Annotated in this window: 12 protein-coding genes; 3 read left to right on the top strand and 9 right to left on the bottom strand. The window is 39.1% G+C overall.

What is annotated here, in order from left to right; all coding sequences use genetic code 11:
- Positions 1-21: 21 nt before the first annotated feature.
- The 3 genes from EHE21_RS14015 to EHE21_RS14025 are packed head-to-tail and all read left to right on the top strand — an operon-like array spanning position 22 to position 8,360.
- Positions 22-2,187, top strand: coding sequence for an autotransporter outer membrane beta-barrel domain-containing protein (locus EHE21_RS14015; protein ID WP_194950978.1), 2,166 nt, complete (start codon positions 22-24; stop codon positions 2,185-2,187).
- An 11-nt stretch (positions 2,188-2,198) separates the two neighbouring features.
- A complete protein-coding gene (locus EHE21_RS14020; protein ID WP_194950979.1) occupies positions 2,199-5,264 on the top strand; it encodes a chondroitinase family polysaccharide lyase in 3,066 nt (1,021 codons plus the stop codon).
- A 54-nt stretch (positions 5,265-5,318) separates the two neighbouring features.
- A complete protein-coding gene (locus tag EHE21_RS14025) occupies positions 5,319-8,360 on the top strand; it encodes a chondroitinase family polysaccharide lyase (RefSeq protein ID WP_194950980.1) in 3,042 nt (1,013 codons plus the stop codon).
- A 1,678-nt stretch (positions 8,361-10,038) separates the two neighbouring features.
- On the opposite strand, the gene EHE21_RS14030 is transcribed toward EHE21_RS14025, so the two are convergent.
- The 9 genes from EHE21_RS14030 to EHE21_RS14070 all read right to left on the bottom strand — a co-directional run bounded on the left by EHE21_RS14030 (position 10,039) and on the right by EHE21_RS14070 (position 17,933).
- Positions 10,039-11,100, bottom strand: a complete 1,062-nt coding sequence (locus EHE21_RS14030) for a glycoside hydrolase family 88/105 protein (RefSeq protein WP_194950981.1) — start codon at positions 11,098-11,100, stop codon at positions 10,039-10,041.
- A gap of 17 nt (positions 11,101-11,117) precedes the next feature.
- Positions 11,118-11,873 carry a 2-dehydro-3-deoxy-D-gluconate 5-dehydrogenase KduD gene (kduD, locus tag EHE21_RS14035; RefSeq protein ID WP_098942141.1) on the bottom strand — a complete coding sequence of 252 codons (756 nt, stop codon included), beginning with the start codon at positions 11,871-11,873 and terminating at the stop codon, positions 11,118-11,120.
- A 79-nt stretch (positions 11,874-11,952) separates the two neighbouring features.
- Positions 11,953-12,783: a 5-dehydro-4-deoxy-D-glucuronate isomerase gene (gene kduI, locus EHE21_RS14040; RefSeq protein WP_098942140.1), complete on the bottom strand. Its 831-nt coding sequence runs from the start codon at positions 12,781-12,783 to the stop codon at positions 11,953-11,955.
- Positions 12,784-12,826: 43 nt separating this feature from the next.
- Positions 12,827-13,996 carry an N-acetylglucosamine-6-phosphate deacetylase gene (nagA, locus tag EHE21_RS14045; RefSeq protein WP_088494878.1) on the bottom strand — a complete coding sequence of 390 codons (1,170 nt, stop codon included), beginning with the start codon at positions 13,994-13,996 and terminating at the stop codon, positions 12,827-12,829.
- Positions 13,993-14,427 (bottom strand): PTS galactosamine/N-acetylgalactosamine transporter subunit IIA, encoded by a 435-nt coding sequence (agaF, locus tag EHE21_RS14050; protein WP_194950982.1) that lies wholly within the window; start codon positions 14,425-14,427, stop codon positions 13,993-13,995. The genes nagA and agaF overlap by 4 nt, the downstream gene beginning before the upstream one ends.
- 101 nt (positions 14,428-14,528) lie before the next feature.
- Entirely contained in the window at positions 14,529-15,419 is an 891-nt protein-coding gene (locus tag EHE21_RS14055) for a PTS system mannose/fructose/sorbose family transporter subunit IID (RefSeq protein ID WP_088494876.1), read from the bottom strand.
- Positions 15,409-16,176, bottom strand: coding sequence for a PTS N-acetylgalactosamine transporter subunit IIC (gene agaW / locus EHE21_RS14060; protein ID WP_088494875.1), 768 nt, complete (start codon positions 16,174-16,176; stop codon positions 15,409-15,411). The genes EHE21_RS14055 and agaW overlap by 11 nt, the downstream gene beginning before the upstream one ends.
- A 47-nt stretch (positions 16,177-16,223) precedes the next feature.
- Positions 16,224-16,718: a PTS N-acetylgalactosamine transporter subunit IIB gene (gene agaV / locus EHE21_RS14065; RefSeq protein ID WP_023581440.1), complete on the bottom strand. Its 495-nt coding sequence runs from the start codon at positions 16,716-16,718 to the stop codon at positions 16,224-16,226.
- A 24-nt stretch (positions 16,719-16,742) separates the two neighbouring features.
- Positions 16,743-17,933 (bottom strand): SIS domain-containing protein, encoded by a 1,191-nt coding sequence (locus EHE21_RS14070; protein ID WP_194950983.1) that lies wholly within the window; start codon positions 17,931-17,933, stop codon positions 16,743-16,745.

The following is a 17,933-nucleotide window of genomic DNA, read 5'->3' on the forward strand; positions in this document are numbered from 1 at the left end:
AATTGTTCATGGAGTTATATTGTGAAAAATAAAAAATTGTTATTTTTGAGCGCTGCTATTTTATCAGCTATTTATGGTTCAGCATGGGCGGCAGAATGTGATCCTACTTTAAATATCTGTGAAACAGTTAATATTAATGACGGGAATACAGCTCAAATAAATAAAGATGTTACTGTTTCTCAAGGTGATGGCGTTGTATTTAATGGCTCATCAACAGAATACAAGGCTCAAGCAATTACAAAAAATATTACTGTTACTGGTGATGGAGCCAGCGCCATCAAAATAAATCAAGGGGCTTCTTTTAGCAGTAATATCAACTTAAATGGCGCTAATGTGACCAGTGAAAATGGTACAGCCATATTGGTTGAAGGTGATTTCCCTAAACGAGGTACGGGAGTTTATATCAGAGACAGTGCCATTATTCGTGGAAAAACGGCAGCCATTGATTTTAGAACACTGAAAACAGGCTTTAGAAGTGATGTAAATGGCGAGATCCACGGTGATATTTTAGGAAATGGCCATGCGGATACCAAAATAAATTTCGCTTATCAAGGTGGTGCTCAAAATGCCCTATTTGATGGATATAAAATTACAGGTGTTCCATTAATTGAAAATCACGGCAATTTAACTATCCAAGGAAAAGATAGAACGATCCACTGGGAAGGTAATTTCATGAATAAGGAAAATAGCCAGCTAATTTTCCGCCTTGATGATAATACCAATACTGATGAAACTATTCTTCATGTTGACGGTGATGTCACCTTTAAAAAAGGTAGCCAAGCCAAATTGGATTTTAAAGGCACCAGTGTCGATAACATCATTAATAAAGATATCGTATTAATTTCTTCCAATTCAGCTATTAAAGATGAAGCTGGGATTACGGTTACAGATGCGAATGCTATTGCACCCGATGTTTCACCGTTATTAGAAAAAACAGATTCATGGTTAGAGACTACACCACCTAATATTAGCGGTGGTGTTAGTGGCAATCAATTAGTTGCGCGTTATGGCATTAGCTACGAAGGTGGTAATAACTTTATTAGTGCTGCCGAACGTGGTGGTGTCAGTGAAAATGGATTAGCAGCAGCCAATTTTGTTATTCCAACTGTATTAAATGAATTTAATAATACGCGTAGCCAAGTCTCAGATGAAGCACTGAGCCTATTAGTCGCAGCTGGAAATGACGACAATAATATTGCTGCATTATCAAATGATTTAGCCCCTATTGCCGATGGTAGTGATATTCAAGCGGGATTAATCATGGTTGAAGATATGCGCAATAATATTGCTCATCGCTATTTACGCTATGATAACCAATTACCTATTGAAGAAAGAGAAGCTGGCTGGAATAGCTGGGCTAATGTGTTGTACGGTTATGGTACGCAAAGCAATCAAGGTGGAATTAACGGTTACAACACTTACCGCACAGGTATTCAAATCGGTACTGATTACGAAATTAATCAAGATGCTCTTATCGGTGTTTCTTTTGCTTATAACTACGCAAAGGCTGATGCCAAACAACGTAACGCAAATAAAGAAATTAACCATTTTGAATTTATGCCTTACACCGGTTGGTATAGTGACACATTATTCCTAAACGGTAATTTAAATATTGGTTATTACACTGTTGATAGCGAACGAGATATCGGTGGTAATACTGGATGGGAAGGAAATACCAAAGCAAAAGGTAACTATTCTGGTGTGCAATTAGGTTATCAAATTAACGCTGGAACCTATTTTGATTTTGATTTCATCCATATTAAACCAATGCTGACTTACCAATATCAATGGCTAAATATTGATTCATGGGAAGAAACGGGTTCTGCATTATCTATGCGAACTTATGGTCAACGCTACGCTGTTAATCAATTAGGTGGTTCAGTCGCTTTATGGAATAGCTATCAAACCTCTTATGGCAAATTAACTCCATCCCTTAATCTACGTTATTTCAAAGATATTGCAGGTGACAATAATATTAATCAACGTCATAGCCTCACTTATTTTAATACAGGAGGAAGCACCTTCGATATTAAAGGAAATCGCGTTGGTGGCGACATTATTAGTGCTGAATTAGGTGCCAATCTTGATATTACCCAATCGTTAAATTTAGGCACAACAATGGGATATCAGCGTTATGACAAGTTCAATGAAGGACGCATTGGCTTCACCGTTAGCCAACGTTTCTAAGGAGAAAAATAATGCCGATATTTCGCTTTACTGCACTTGCTATAACACTGGGGCTATTATCAGCCCCTTATAACGCGCTTGCAGCTACCAGCAATCCTGCATTTGATCCTAAAAATCTGATGCAGTCAGAAATCTATCATTTTGCGCAAAGTAACCCATTAGAGGACTTTTCATCAGATAAAAACTCAACACTGACGTTATCTGATAAACGTAGCATTATGGGAAGCCAATCCATTTTGTGGAAATGGAAAGGTGGCAGTAGTTTTACTTTGCATAAAAAACTTATTGTCCCAACAGATAAAGAAGCGTCTAAAGCATGGGGACGAGCATCAACACCTGTTTTATCATTTTGGCTTTATAATGAAAAACCCATTGATGGTTATCTTACTATCGATTTTGGGGAAAAGCTCAATTCAACAAGTGAGGCGCAAGCGGGTTTTAAAGTAAAACTAAATTTCACTGGCTGGCGTGCTATTGGGATCTCTTTAAATAACGATCTTGAAAATCGGGAGATGACCTTAAATGCAATGAATACCTCTTCTGATGGTACTCAAGACAGCATTGGTCGCTCTTTAGGTGCTAATGTCGACAGCATTCGATTTAAAGCCCCTTCTAATGTAGGTCAGGGTGAAATCTATATCGATCGCATTATGTTTTCTATCGATGATGCTCGCTATCAATGGTCTGATTATCAAGTTAAAACACGCTTATCAGAGCCTGAGATCCAATTTCATAACGTTCAACCTCAGTTACCCGTGACACCTGAAAACTTAGCAGCGGTTGATCTTATTCGTCAACGCTTGATTAATGAATTTGTCGGTGGTGAAAAAGAGACAAACCTCGCACTAGAAGAAAATATTAGTAAATTAAAAAGTGACTTTGATGCACTCAATATTCACACTTTAGCGGATGGTGGAATACAAGGGCGACATCTGATCACGGATAAACAAACTATTATTTATCAGCCAGAAAACCTTAATACTCAAGATAAGCCGCTTTTTGATAATTATGTCATTCTTGGTAACTACACGACATTAATGTTTAATATCAGCCGTGCTTATGTTCTTGAAAAAGATCTGACACAAAAAGCTCAGTTAAAACAGATGTACTTATTAATGACAAAGCATTTATTAGATCAAGGCTTTGTTAAAGGGAGTGCACTAGTCACAACCCATCACTGGGGATACAGCTCTCGTTGGTGGTATATTTCTACACTATTAATGTCTGATGCCTTAAAAGAAGCAAATCTACAAACTCAAGTTTATGACTCATTACTGTGGTATTCACGAGAGTTTAAAAGTAGTTTTGATATGAAGGTAGGAGCAGATAGTTCAGACTTAGACTATTTCAACACCTTATCTCGTCAGCACTTAGCCTTATTACTGCTAGAGCCTGATGATCAAAAACGCATCAACTTAGTTAATACTTTCAGCCATTACATCACTGGGGCATTAACCCAAGTACCATCAGGCGGTAAAGATGGTTTACGTCCTGACGGCACAGCGTGGCGACATGAAGGTAACTATCCGGGTTACTCTTTCCCTGCCTTTAAAAATGCCTCTCAGCTTATTTATTTACTACGTGGCACACCATTTTCAGTGGGTGAAAGCGGTTGGAATAACCTGAAAAAAGCGATGGTTTCAGCATGGATTTACAGTAACCCAGAAGTCGGATTACCTCTTGCAGGGCGACATCCCTTTAACTCACCTTCGTTAAAATCAGTTGCTCAAGGCTATTACTGGCTTGCAATGTCTGCAAAACCATCTCCTGATAAAAAGCTCGCTTCTATTTATCTTGCGATTAGTGATAAAACTCAAAATGAGTCGAATGCTATTTTTGGGGAAACTATTGCGCCAGCTGCTTTACCTCAAGGCTTCTATGCCTTTAATGGTGGTGCTTTTGGTATTCATCGCTGGCAAGATAAAATGGTGACATTAAAAGCTTATAACACCAATGTTTGGTCATCTGAAATTTATAACAAAGATAACCGCTATGGTCGTTATCAAAGCCATGGTGTAGCCCAGATAGTCAGTAATGGCTCGCAGCTTTCGCAAGGCTATCAACAAGAAGGTTGGGATTGGAATAGAATGCCAGGGGCAACCACAATTCATCTTCCTCTTAAAGAGTTAGACAGCCCTAAGCCTCATACGTTAATGCAGCGTGGAGAGCGTGGATTTAGTGGAACATCAGCCCTTGAAGGTCAATATGGCATGATGGCATTTGATCTGATTTATCCTGCTAATCTTGAGCGTTTTGATCCTAATTTCACTGCGAAAAAGAGTGTATTAGCGGCTGATAACCACTTAATTTTTATTGGTAGCAATATAAATAGTAGTGATAAGAATAAAAATGTTGAAACTACCTTATTTCAACATGCCATAACGCCATCATTAAATACCATTTGGATTAATGGGCAAAAAGTTGAAGCGCTACCTTATCAAACAACACTAAAACAAGGTGATTGGTTAATTGATAGCAACGGTAATGGCTATTTAATTACTCAAGCTGACAAAGTGAATATCAGTCGTCAACACCAAACTTCGGCTGAAAATAAAAATCGCCAGCCAACAGAAGGAAACTTCAGTTCAGCATGGATTGATCACAGTGTTCAACCTAAAGATTCTAGTTATGAGTATATGGTCTTTTTAGATGCAACTCCTGAAAAAATGGGAGAAATGGCTAAAAAATTCCGTGAAAATAATGGGTTATATCAGGTTCTTCGTAAAGATAAAGATGTTCATATTATTTACGATAAACTCAGCAATGTGACGGGGTATGCCTTTTATCAATCTGCGTCAATCGAAGATAAATGGATCAAAAAGGTTGATAAACCTGCGATTGTAATGACTCATCATCAAGGAAATACACTCACTGTTAGTGCTGTTACACCGGATTTAAACATGACACGCCAGAAAGCAGCAACTGCCGTTACTATCAGTGTCATCGTCAACGGGAAATGGCAACCTACTGATAAAAATAGCGAAGTAAAATATAACGTTTCAGGTGATAGCACTGAACTGACGTTTACCAGTTACTTTGGTATTCCACAAGAAATCAAACTTTCACCTCTCTCTTGATATCACTAAAAGGGACGCACTTGCGTTCCTTTTTTATTTGCAGGAAATCTGATTATGCTAATAAAAAACCCTTTAGCACATGCAATAGCATTAAGCTTATGTTTATCATTACCCGCACAGGCATTACCTTCCCTTTCCCATGAAACTTTCGGTGATATTTATCTCTTTGAGAGTGAAATACCTAATACCCTCACTACGTCAGATAATAATCAATTATCACTGAGTAAACAGCATGCAAAAGATGGTGAACAATCACTCAAATGGCAATATCAACCACAAACAACATTAACACTAAATAATATTGTTAATTACCAAGACAATAAAAATACAGCAACACCACTCACTTTTATGATGTGGATTTATAATGAAAAACCTCAATCTTCCCCATTAACATTTGCATTTAAACAAAATAATAAAATTGCATTACGTTTTGATACTCAACTAGATTTTACGGGATGGAGAGGTATTGCAGTTCCTTTTCGCGATATGCAAGGCACTGCAACAGGTCAATTTGATCAATTAGTGATAACAGCCCCAAATCAGGCTGGAACGCTCTTTTTTGATCAAATTATTATGAGTGTACCTTTAGACAATCGTTGGGCAGTTCCTGACTATCAAACACCATATGTAAATAATGCAGTGAATACAATGGTCAGTAAAAACTGGAGTGCTTTACTGATGTACGATCAGATGTTTAAAGCGCATTATCCAACTCTAAATTTTGATACCGAATTTCATGACGATCAATCTGAGATGGCATCAATTTACCAGCGTTTTGAGTATTATCAGGGAATTAGTAGCGATAAAAAAATCACCTCTGACATGCTCAATAAAAATTTAGCGCTCTGGGAAAAATTAGAATTAACACAACACGCTGATGGCTCAATAACAGGAAAAGCACTAGATCATCCTAACCGGCAAAACTTTATGAAAGTCGAAGGTGTATTTAGTGATGAGACAAAACAAGCATTGCTTGATGCTAATATGCTAAGAGATGTGGGTAAAACACTTCTTCAAACTGCAATTTACTTGCGTAGTAATTCCTTATCAGCAACCGATCGAAAAAAATTAGAAGATCTCTATTTATTAGGAACTCGTTACGTCCTTGAACAAGGTTTTACACAAGGTAGTGGTTATCAAATTATCACTCATGTTGGCTATCAAACCAGAGAGCTTTTTGATGCATGGTTTATTGGGCGCCATATTCTTGCAAAAAATAACCTTTTAGCCCCCACTCAACAAGCAATGATGTGGTACAACGCCACTGGACGAATTTTCGAAAAAGACGATGAAATCGTTGATGCAAACGTTGATATTCTCAACACTCAATTACAGTGGATGATAAAAAGCTTACTGATGTTGCCAGATTATCAACAGCGCCAACAGGCTTTAGCACAACTACAAAGCTGGCTAAATAAAACCATTCTAAGCTCAAAAGGCGTTGCCGGTGGTTTTAAATCTGATGGTTCTATTTTTCATCATTCACAACATTATCCAGCCTACGCTAAAGACGCATTTGGAGGTTTAGCACCAAGTGTTTATGCGTTAAGTGGCTCGCCTTTTCGCTTATCAACTTCAGCACATGAGCGTTTAAAAGATGTTCTGTTAAAAATGCGGATCTACACTAAAGAGACACAAATTCCGGTGGTATTAAGTGGCCGTCATCCCACTGGATTACATAAAATTGGGATCGCTCCATTTAAATGGATGGCCTTAGCAGGAACTCCTGATGGTAAACAGAAGCTAGATCCCACATTATCCGCTGCTTATGCAAAATTAGATAACAAAGCACATTTTGAAGGTATTAAGGCTGAAAATGAACCTGTTGGTGCATGGGCAATGAATTATGCATCAATGGCAATACAACGCAGAGCGTCAACTCAGTCACCACAACAAAGCTGGCTTGCGATTGCTCGAGGTTTTAGTCGTTATCTTGTTGGTAATGAAAGCTATGAAAATAACAATCGTTATGGACGCTATTTGCAATATGGGCAATTGGAAATTATTCCTGCTGATTTGACTCAGTCTGGATTTAGCCATGCTGGATGGGATTGGAATCGATATCCGGGAACAACCACAATCCATCTTCCATATAACGAACTTGAGGCAAAACTTAATCAATTACCTAGTGCGGGTATTGAAGAAATGTTGCTTTCAACTGAGAGTTATTCTGGTGCCAATACATTAAATAACAACAGTATGTTTGCTATGAAATTACATGGCCACAGTAAGTATCAACAACAGAGCTTGAAGGCAAATAAATCCTATTTCTTATTTGATAATAGAGTGATCGCTTTAGGCTCAGGTATTGAAAATGATGATAAGCAACATTCGACAGAAACAACACTATTCCAGTTCGCTGTTCCTAAATTACAATCAGTGATAATTAATGGCAAAGAGATTAATCAATTAGGTACTCAATTAACTTTAAATAATGCAGATACTTTAATTGATCCTGCTGGTAATTTATATAAGCTAACTAAAGGACAAACTGTAGAGTTTAGTTATCAAAAACAACATTCACTTGATGATAGAAATTCAAAACCAACAGAACAAGTATTTGCAACAGCTGTTATTTCTCATGGTAACGCACCGAGTAATGCAAATTATGAATATGCAATAGCTATCGAAGCACAAAGTAATAAAGCCCCTGAATACACGGTATTACAACATAATGATCAGCTTCATGCGGTAAAAGATAAAATAACCCAAGAAGAAGGATATGCTTTTTTTGAAGCCACTCAGTTAAAATCAGCGGATGCAACATTATTATCCAGTGATGCACCTGCTATGGTCATGGCTAAAACACAAAATCAGCAATTAACATTAAATATTGTTAACCCTGATTTAAATTTATATCAAGGTATAGAAAAAGACCAAGTCGATGATAAAGGTGATCAAATTGAAGTCAGTGTTTATTCTCGTCATTGGCTTACAGCAGAATCGCAACCAATAAATAGTACCATTACCGTAAAAGGAATATGGAAATTAGCAACACCTCAAGCCGGTGTTATTATTAAGCACCAAAATAACAATACTCTTATTACTACGTCAACAATACAGGCAACGCCTACTGTTATTAATTTAGTTAAGTAAATTTCGTAACTTTTAAACTAAAGAGTCTCGACATAAAAACATCGAGACTCTTTTTTATTAAAAATAAGTTAACGAATAAATTAATTATTTTAAATAACGAAAATAAATCGCTCGCTTTATTATTGAGAATAAATGTGTTGTGCTCAATGCTTATTTTGTTATTCTCTGCGCGGGTGCTTGGATCAATCTGGTTCAAGCATTTTGCAAGCACCAGAAAGAGAAAAGCCCCGGAAAATATATTCATATTAACCGAGGCGGACTCAAACCCTAACAATTTGATTCTGCCTCCTTATAAAGGAGCTGTCAAGAAGATGAACAAACATTCTCTGATTAGTGTGATTGTTATTAGTATAAATATCACGGTATTACTGATAACTTTATTCTATAATAATCCAATCGAGAATTTCACCATTAATAGTGAATATATAAATGTTCAGGTTAAGTTTATCAATAATAAACACTTCCCTTGTGGGGGAGCATTCCCCCACAGTTTTCTCATTAATTGATTACGGTTTAATCTAAGCACCCAAATTTATAATAAGAGGTAACAGATTATTGTTACCTCTTATTTTATTAGTTACCTTAATTAACGAATCAATTAATTATTTAAAAGAGCGAAAACAAATCGCTCGCTTTATTATTTAGAATAAATGTGTTGTGCTCAATGCTTATTTTGTTATTCTCTGTGCGGGTGCTTGGATCAATCTGGTTCAAGCATGTCGCAAGTACCAGAAAGAGAAAAGCCCCGGAAAATATATTGTATATTCACCGAGGCGGACTCAAACACCAACAATTTGATTCTGCCTCCATTTTTATCGGAGTGCAAGAGGAAATGAAAAAATATTCTTTAATCGGACTGATGATCGTGACGATGATAATATCGAATCTCGTATTATTAGAGAGTAAATATCTTATTTATTCAAACCAACTACTGGATATTTAATTGTTCAGGTTAATATAGCTTTTACTTTATATTAATCTTGTGGGGAAGCGATCCCCCACAATTTCCTTTTTCAAGAGTTGTGTATTTATCTCAGCACCCAAATTATAATAAGAGGTAACAGATTATTGTTATCTCTTATTTTATTAGCTATCCCAATTAACGAATCAATTAATTATTTTAAATAACGAAAATAAATCGCTAGCTTTATTATTGAGAATAAATGTGTTGTGCTCAATGCTTATTTTGTTATTCTCTTCGCGGGTGCTTGGATCAATCTGGTTCAAGCATTTTGCAAGTACCAGAAAGAGAAAAGCCCCGGCCAATATATTGTATATTCACCGAGGCGGACTCAAACATAGACAATTTGATTCTGCCTCCATTTTTATCGGAGTGCAAGAGGAAATGAAAAAATATTCTTTAATCGGACTGATGATCGTGACGATGATAATATCGAATCACGTATTATTAGAGAGTAAATACCTTATTTATTCACACCAACTACTGGATATTTAATTATTCAGATTAATATAGCGTTTACTTTATATTAATCTTGTGGGGGAGCGATCCCCCACAGTTTCCTTTTCCAAGAGTTGTGTATTTATCTCAGCACCCAAGTTTAAAATAAAAAAGCCGACCTTATTTTTTGGTCGGCATCCTAGATAGGAAAATATTGCGCGGAAGGCATGTGAAGCGCAAGAAAAACAACAAAGCGTCAATATCAAAGCTCTAGCAATTTTACAAAAGATTTAAAACTTCACTTCCTGCCAATAAATAAACACCAGCACCATAATCCATATTATGTTCAAACTTCACTTCACGAGGGTTAAATGCCGGAAGTTGAACCCAACCTATCATGCCATTGTCATGAATACAGGTTTGTAATGCTGACCATGCTCTATTTAATGCAGGAAAATACACATCTTTCTCTAATATTCCCTGATTAATTCCCCATGCTAATCCATAACAAAATAACGCTGTCGCTGAACTTTCTGGAGCAGGGAAATTATCGGGATCGAGTAAACTAGTCCGCCAAAAACCATCTTCATGTTGATAATCTAGGATGGAGGTCGCTAATTCTTTAAACAATGCAATATAACGTTCACGATCATGATAATCATCAGGCATATATTTTAAGATGCGAGGTATCGAAGCTAAAACCCAACCAATACCACGGCTCCAAAATACTTTTTCACCATTAGCTTCGCGTAATTCATTACCTTGACCATCAGGAATATAGCGATGATCACGGAAGATAAGCCCTGTTTCAGGATCACGTAAATGGTCAATCGCATCCCAATAAGCTGTGTGCATATAATCTAAATAGCGTCGTTCATTGGTGATTTCAGCTAATGCAGCAAATCCTGGAGGCGCCATAAAAAGCGCATCACACCACCACCAATCTTCGCGGCCAGGCTTTGGCTCATTAAGCATGATATCAAATGCTTTGATTGTTGGTTCAATCACTTCAGATTGTTCAAAAAGCGGGCTAATGGCGAGATAAGCTTGAGCGCAAACATGATCATCAGCAAAACGAGCATTAGGACCTGTTCTAAACCCTGTATGCAGTGTGTAATTCAATATGCCATTAAGATATTCTTCGTCTTGTGTAGCTTGCCATGCCGCACTTACACAACTCCATAAAACACCGCGTTCCCAATCTGTATCTTTAATAAAACGGGTTTTACCACTACGGCGACGAACACTGCGAACTTGATTAGCCGATTGATAACGATACACTCGCTTCATGTTTTGTAATACAAGCTCTCTTTGCAAAGTCTCTGTATTAGCGTGTTCCATCCTATTTCTCCATGAAATTAACGAGCTAACCAACCACCATCAACAGCAATGGTGTATCCATTAACATAGTCACTGGCTTTAGAGGCTAAGAAAATCGCAGGACCTGCAACATCTTCAGGAGTTCCCCAACGTCCAGCAGGAATACGCTCTACAATAGCAGCATTACGAGCATCATCAGCACGCAGAGCCGCTGTGTTATCTGTTGCCATATAGCCCGGAGCAATTGCATTTACATTGATATTGTACTGAGAGAGTTCAGTCGCCAATGCACGAGTTAACCCCATTACTGCAGATTTACTTGCGGTGTAAGAAGGCACACGAATACCCCCTTGATAAGAGAGCATAGAAGCAATGTTAATTATTTTGCCCCCCTCTCCTTGTTTCACAAATTGGCGAGCCACTTTTTGGGATAAAAAGAATAGTGTTTTCTGATTAATATCAATCACATCGTCCCAATCTTTTTCACCAAACTCCAAAAGATCTTCTCGACGAATAATACCGGCATTATTTACTAAAATATCAATGCGCCCCATGACAGAAATTGCTTCATCCACCAGCGCTTGTAATCCATCTTGTTTCATTAAATTTTGCGTAATGTAATGAAAACGACGCCCTAATGCCTCTACTTGTTGGCGAGTTTCTGGCGCATCTTGAATTCCAACTCCCACAATATCTGCACCCGCTTTGGCTAAACCAATAGCCATGCCTTGACCTAGCCCGGTATTACAACCAGTGACAATAGCAACCTTGCCATTTAAATCGAATAAATTCATAACAATAACCTCTAGGATGTGGCTTTATAGCCACATCTTTTTATATGTAGGATAAGAAGAAAAATGTGACTATTCGTGGTTATTTCAGATCTTTCATTGCTACGTGATCCATATCGTGGAAAACCTGATTTTCACCAACCATTCCCCAGATAAAGGTATAAGATGCTGAGCCCACACCTGAGTGAATTGACCAACTAGGGCTTATCACCGCTTGCTCGTTACGAACAACCAAATGACGCGTTTCCGTTGGCTCTCCCATATAATGGAAAACCACATTGTCATCTTTCATATCAAAATAGAGATACACTTCCATACGGCGTTCATGAGTATGGCAAGGCATGGTATTCCATAAGCTACCCGGTTCAAGAACCGTCATACCCATAGATAATTGGCATGTTGGCAGAACTGAAGGGTGTAAGAATTTATAAATAGTACGAACGTTACAGTTTTCTGCATTCCCAATTTTTTCTGGTGATGCTTGTTGCTGCGTTATTTTGCGAGTTGGGTAAGTATGATGAGCTGGCGCGCAATTCATATAAAAACGTGCCGGTGTTTCTACACTGTCACTGGTAAATTCGACACTTTTAGCGCCCATTCCGATATAAATCGCTTCACGAGGACCAATGTCAAAGACATCACCATCAACAACCACTTTACCAGCACCGCCAATATTAATGGCTCCTAACTCACGTCGTTCTAGAAAAAAATCAACGCCTAACGCTTTACCCGCCATTAATGCTAAAGGCTGTGTTGTAGGAACAATACCGCCAACAATAATACGATCTATATGGCTATAAGTGAGATTCATTTCCCCTTCACAGAATAGGTTTTCAATCAGGAACTCCTTGCGAAGTCCTTCTGTATCAAGCCTTTTAGCATGTTCACTATGAATTGGCTGACGAATTTCCATTATAAATACCTCATTTTTACTGATGGGTGCATAACTAAAAAAGCTATACATTTTCCCCGGATACAGAGTAAATATGATTTCCTCTGATGAATGTATCGGTGAGATGAAAACATTCATCCACCACAGCAAAGCTGGCTTGTCGCCCTGCTTTGATATAACCCAACTTATCGCCGATACCGAGATACTCGGCTGGGATCGCACTCGCCATTTGTACTGCTTCCCATTCAGGAACATGTGCTCGTTGCACCATATTTCTTAATGCACTGTCTAAGCTACATGTACTCCCAGCCAAAGAGCCATCTGCTGTTTTTGCCTGACCTTGGGAGACGCTAACTGTTTGAGCGCCCAGCGTGTAATCACCGTCAGGTAATCCCCCAGCACGCATGCAATCTGTAATTAAAGCGAGTTGTTGATAACCTTTCATGCGATACGCTAATTGCATCATAACGGGGTGAACATGAATGCCATCTGCAATCAATTCCGCCAATACATTGTGATACAACACGGCACCACAACATCCCGGTTCACGATGATGGAGTCCCGTCATTCCGTTATACAAATGCACCCCACAATCAGCACCATGTAAAAATGCATCTGATGTTTGTTCATAAGTTGCCGCTGTATGCGCCACACTAGGTTTAATGCCTCGATTGACCAACCAATCAATCGCCTCCATCGAACCTTGTGCTTCCGGCGCAACAGCGACACGCAATAATGTGTTACCCGCACTTTCAAGCAATGTTTCTAGCTCTGATATTGTTGGTGCTTTTAGATATTTCACAGGATGAGAGCCTCTATGACGCTCAGTAAAATAAGGTCCTTCTAAAAAGCTCCCAAGTAACAATGCACCCGAAGTTTGTGGCTTCGATAAAAATGTACGTACTTGTGATAATGCTTGGCGAATATCATCCATTGGTGCTGTTACTGTTGTACCAACCCATGCAACTACACCTGTTTTCACTAACGCATCAGCTATGGTTTGTAACCCTTCTTGAGTCGCATCCATTACGTCAGCACCTTCACGACCGTGAATATGAATATCCACAAAACCGGGTAGTAACGATTTCCCTTTTAGGCGAATAATGGGGCAATCTGTTGGCGCTTGCGTGGTGATTGATTCAATAACATCGCCTTTAACACGGACATAGCAAAGATAACGAATGCCTTCTGGTGTAAAGGTTCTGTCGGCTAAAATGGCATATTGCTGGCTCATAAACCGTCTTCTTCTTCAGCATCATTGCTGTCTATTAGTGCCAATTGCTCACGAATATCTTGAATACTGTCTTGACCTATTTCGCGTAATGTTTGTACTAACTCTGATGTTGAACACCCTTCTCGTTCGAAAGCCGCATTAACGATCATCGGTAGATTCACACCGGCTAACACTTCAACAGCAGGATTTTGCATCATAATTGCCATTGCACGATTACAAGGGGTTCCACCGGGTAAATCTGTTAAAAATAGATATTGCTGACATGACATTGAGTTAATCGCTTCACGCATTTTTTCTTCAAGTTCATCAGGAGAAATTGACTCAACAAAATCGATAAATGCGATATCTTCTTGCTCACCGGCAATCGCTTTTACGGCTGATGCCATACCAGAGGCAAAATTAAGATGTCCTGAAACAATAAGACCTATCATGAGTGACTCCTTGCGGGCAGCAGAAACCTCTCCTGCCCGTTTATAGCAAGTTAATAATGTATTTCTCGATTGACAATAACGACGGTGGTAAAGGTTCTCTGTTATAAGAATCCTAATACGTGACCGACAACGCCAAATGCAAGAGTTGAGAAAATCAATACCGGAGGCTTACCCCAAAAACCGGTGCTTTTCACCATTTTGTACATCAGGAAAACCAAGCACAGAGGTAGTAAATTCGGCATGATTTTGTCAAAGAGCGCGCTTTGCAATTCAACCACCTTTCCTCCCAGCTCTAACGAGGCGGTGGTTTGCACCTTGATAAAGGTCGCGGAGAGCGCCCCAATGACAAAGATACCCATAATATTGGCAGCTTTAGCTAGCTTTTCGGTGGCATCACTCATATTGACCATCGCAGCGGTTCCTGCGCGATAGCCCATAAACATCAGCCCGAAATACACTAAAAAGTGAACAATTTGATACAAGAAGAAGAAAACAAAAGGCCCCGCAATCGAACCTTCCATAGCAATAGATGCGCCCAATGCTAATGTCAGTGGCATCAGAGTCATATGGTCGATAGCATCACCAATGCCCCCTGTTGGTCCCATTCCCGCAACTTTCATCACGTTAACAGTCGATGGTTTTTCTTTGTTTTCTTCCATTGCAACGGCTGTACCCAATAAAAAGGTAAACAGCTTAGGACTGGCATTAAAAAATTGCAGATGGTTTTTCAGTGATGTTGCATAGTCACGCTTATTGTTCCCATGGATCTTCTTTAATGCTGGGATAATCGAGAAGGCAAATCCACCACCTTGCATACGTTCAAAGTTAAAGTTACCTTCCATAAACAAACCACGGAATGCACACTTCCAAAGGTCGCCTTTAGTGATAACTTTTCTGACGGTGGTATCTTGATACTCATCAATGCCATCAATCAAAGAACCCGTTTCTGTTTTATCCTGCGTTTTCAATGCGGTGCTATTATCAGATACCATCTTCGAAATCCTCATTCTGCTGACTTGTATTTTTGTTGTTACCACTAAAGAAGAAGTAGAGCGCAGCAGCTGATGCGCCTAAAATCGCGACTGCCATAATTGGGAGTTTTAGATAGGTTGTCATCACGAAACCAATGAAGAACACACCAGCGACTTCTTTTGACCACATGATTTTCAACAACATTGCGAAACCAATAGCAGGAACCATTTTCGCTCCGATGCCTAAGCCTTCAAGCAACACTTTCGGGGTATTATCATCAATCCATTGAGCCGCATGTTCACCAAAGTAGACCGTCACAAAGGCAACTAAAGCATAGAGTAATGAACGTACCGTAATTGTGATAATAAGTAACCGAGAAACTCCGGCTGCATCAGCTCTTTCCGCATATCTATCCGCTTTCCCCATTGTGAAAGCCGTCATAGCAAAGAAACCAATCACGAGCATTTGCATTAGCACCGCAATAGGCATACCAATTCCCATGGCAACTTCAGGTGATTGGTTTGTCATTACTGCAAAAGCAACAGCAGCAATCGTACCTAAAGTCACATCTGGCGGCTGAGCACCAGCGTTAGGAACCAATCCTAACCATGCGAGTTCTAACGTTGCACCTGCAATTAATCCAACCTGCATATCCCCCATAATCAGGCCAACAACAGGCCCAGTAATGAGTGGTCTGTGAATATTTAATGCAACGTCATACTTATCTATACCGCAAAAAAAGGCCCATAAAGCCACTAAAGAAGCTTCAAAAATCATAAATAATCCTCAAACCTGCTAATGCAGGTTTTTTGTTCAGGAAATTATCAGGCTGATGCGAGCGCTAGCACATCAACAGGTGTCTGATCGGGTGTGTTTTGGATTGTGCAAGTGACCCCATTTGCGACGAGGCTTTTAAACGCTTCAATGTCGGCATCATTGACTGATACGGTTTTCGCAATTTGACGTTTCCCTTCATGAAAATGCATATTGCCAACATTACAATGAGTAATGGGCACGCCGCCTTCCACTAAACGGGCAACATCTTTTGGGTTATTACACAGAACAAAAATTTTCTGACGAGGCGATGCTTTACTAATAACATCAATAGTTTTTTGAATAGAGAAGAAACGAACAGCGTATTCACCACCCGCTGACGCTTTCATTCCTGCTTGCATAAATGCGGCATTAGGGCCTTCTGCTGCATCATCATTAGCCACTAAAATCAGGTTTGCTTCTGTATGTTTACCCCATGTAATGCGGATTTGACCATGGAGTAAACGTTCATCAATGCGGGTCCAGACAATATTCGGTGTGTTCATGATTAGCTCTCTTATTATATTTTATTAATTTAAAGCAGACTGTGTGTCGTCTTTTTTGTGTGAGAACGGATAAATTGTGACGCCTTGTACAACACGGTTGATTTCTCCTGTCGGAGACGGATTATCAGGCGTATTCCCTAGTGCAATGGAACTGTGAAATGCGAATGATTGCGCCAACATCAAGTAAGGGAACAATAGCGCCACATCAGAACAGTTCTCTAACGCAGGAATATAAACAAAACTCTCTGGTGAGAAAGCGTTATCATTTCGTGCGGTGATCGCGATCACCTTGCCTGATGCATTATCGTGAATAACCTCTCGTAATAAGTCAGTCTCATATTGACGTGTATAAGGATCATTCGAGAAAAACATCACCACTAAAGTTTCTTTATTTACGATAGACTTAGGTCCATGTCGAAAGCCTAGTGGAGTATCAAAACTAGCAACCACTTTACCCGCAGTAAGCTCTAACATTTTCAACGCAGCTTCCTGTGCTAAGCCTTGTAATCCACCACTTCCAAGATAAATAACTCGTTTAAACTTCCCGGCGTATTTATCCCTAATAATTTGATTTGCTTTATTAAACTGCGCTTTATAGTGACTAAAAAACGGAGCAATCGAGTCACTAAAAACGTTATCACCTAAAAAGATGGTTACCGCAGCCATCATCATGGATGAAAAACTAGAGGTCATCGCTAAAGAACGATCGTTTGATTCTTCAGGCATCAACAATGCCAATGCACTGCTGTTATTTTGGCAATACTCATAAAGCTTGCCATTTGCATTACATGTCAGCACCAAGTGATAACACTGTGATAGGCATTCAGTCGCAACATCTAATGCAGCCACACTTTCAGGGCTATTGCCTGAACGTGCAAAAGAAATCAATAACGTAGGAATGTCTTCTGCTAAATATTCTTGTGGATCAGCCACTAAATCAGTTGTTGCAATCGCATCGACGCGACGTTTTGTATGGCCACTTAAAATAGGAGCCAATGCTTTCCCAGCAAATGCAGACGTACCCGCGCCAGTTAAAATAATTCGCGCATGAGGTACTGCCAGCGCTTTATTTAAAAAGGCTTCAATATCAGCACGTTTTTCTTTTACTGATTGCCATGTTTTCTTCCAACATTCTGGTTGTTGCTCAATTTCTTTCGCAGTCCAAAATGCATTCAGTTGCTCTAATTGAGCGGTCTGATAACTTAAATATTCCAT

The sequence above is a fragment of the Proteus sp. GOKU genome (assembly GCF_015475555.1).
GTDB lineage: Bacteria > Pseudomonadota > Gammaproteobacteria > Enterobacterales > Enterobacteriaceae > Proteus > Proteus mirabilis_B.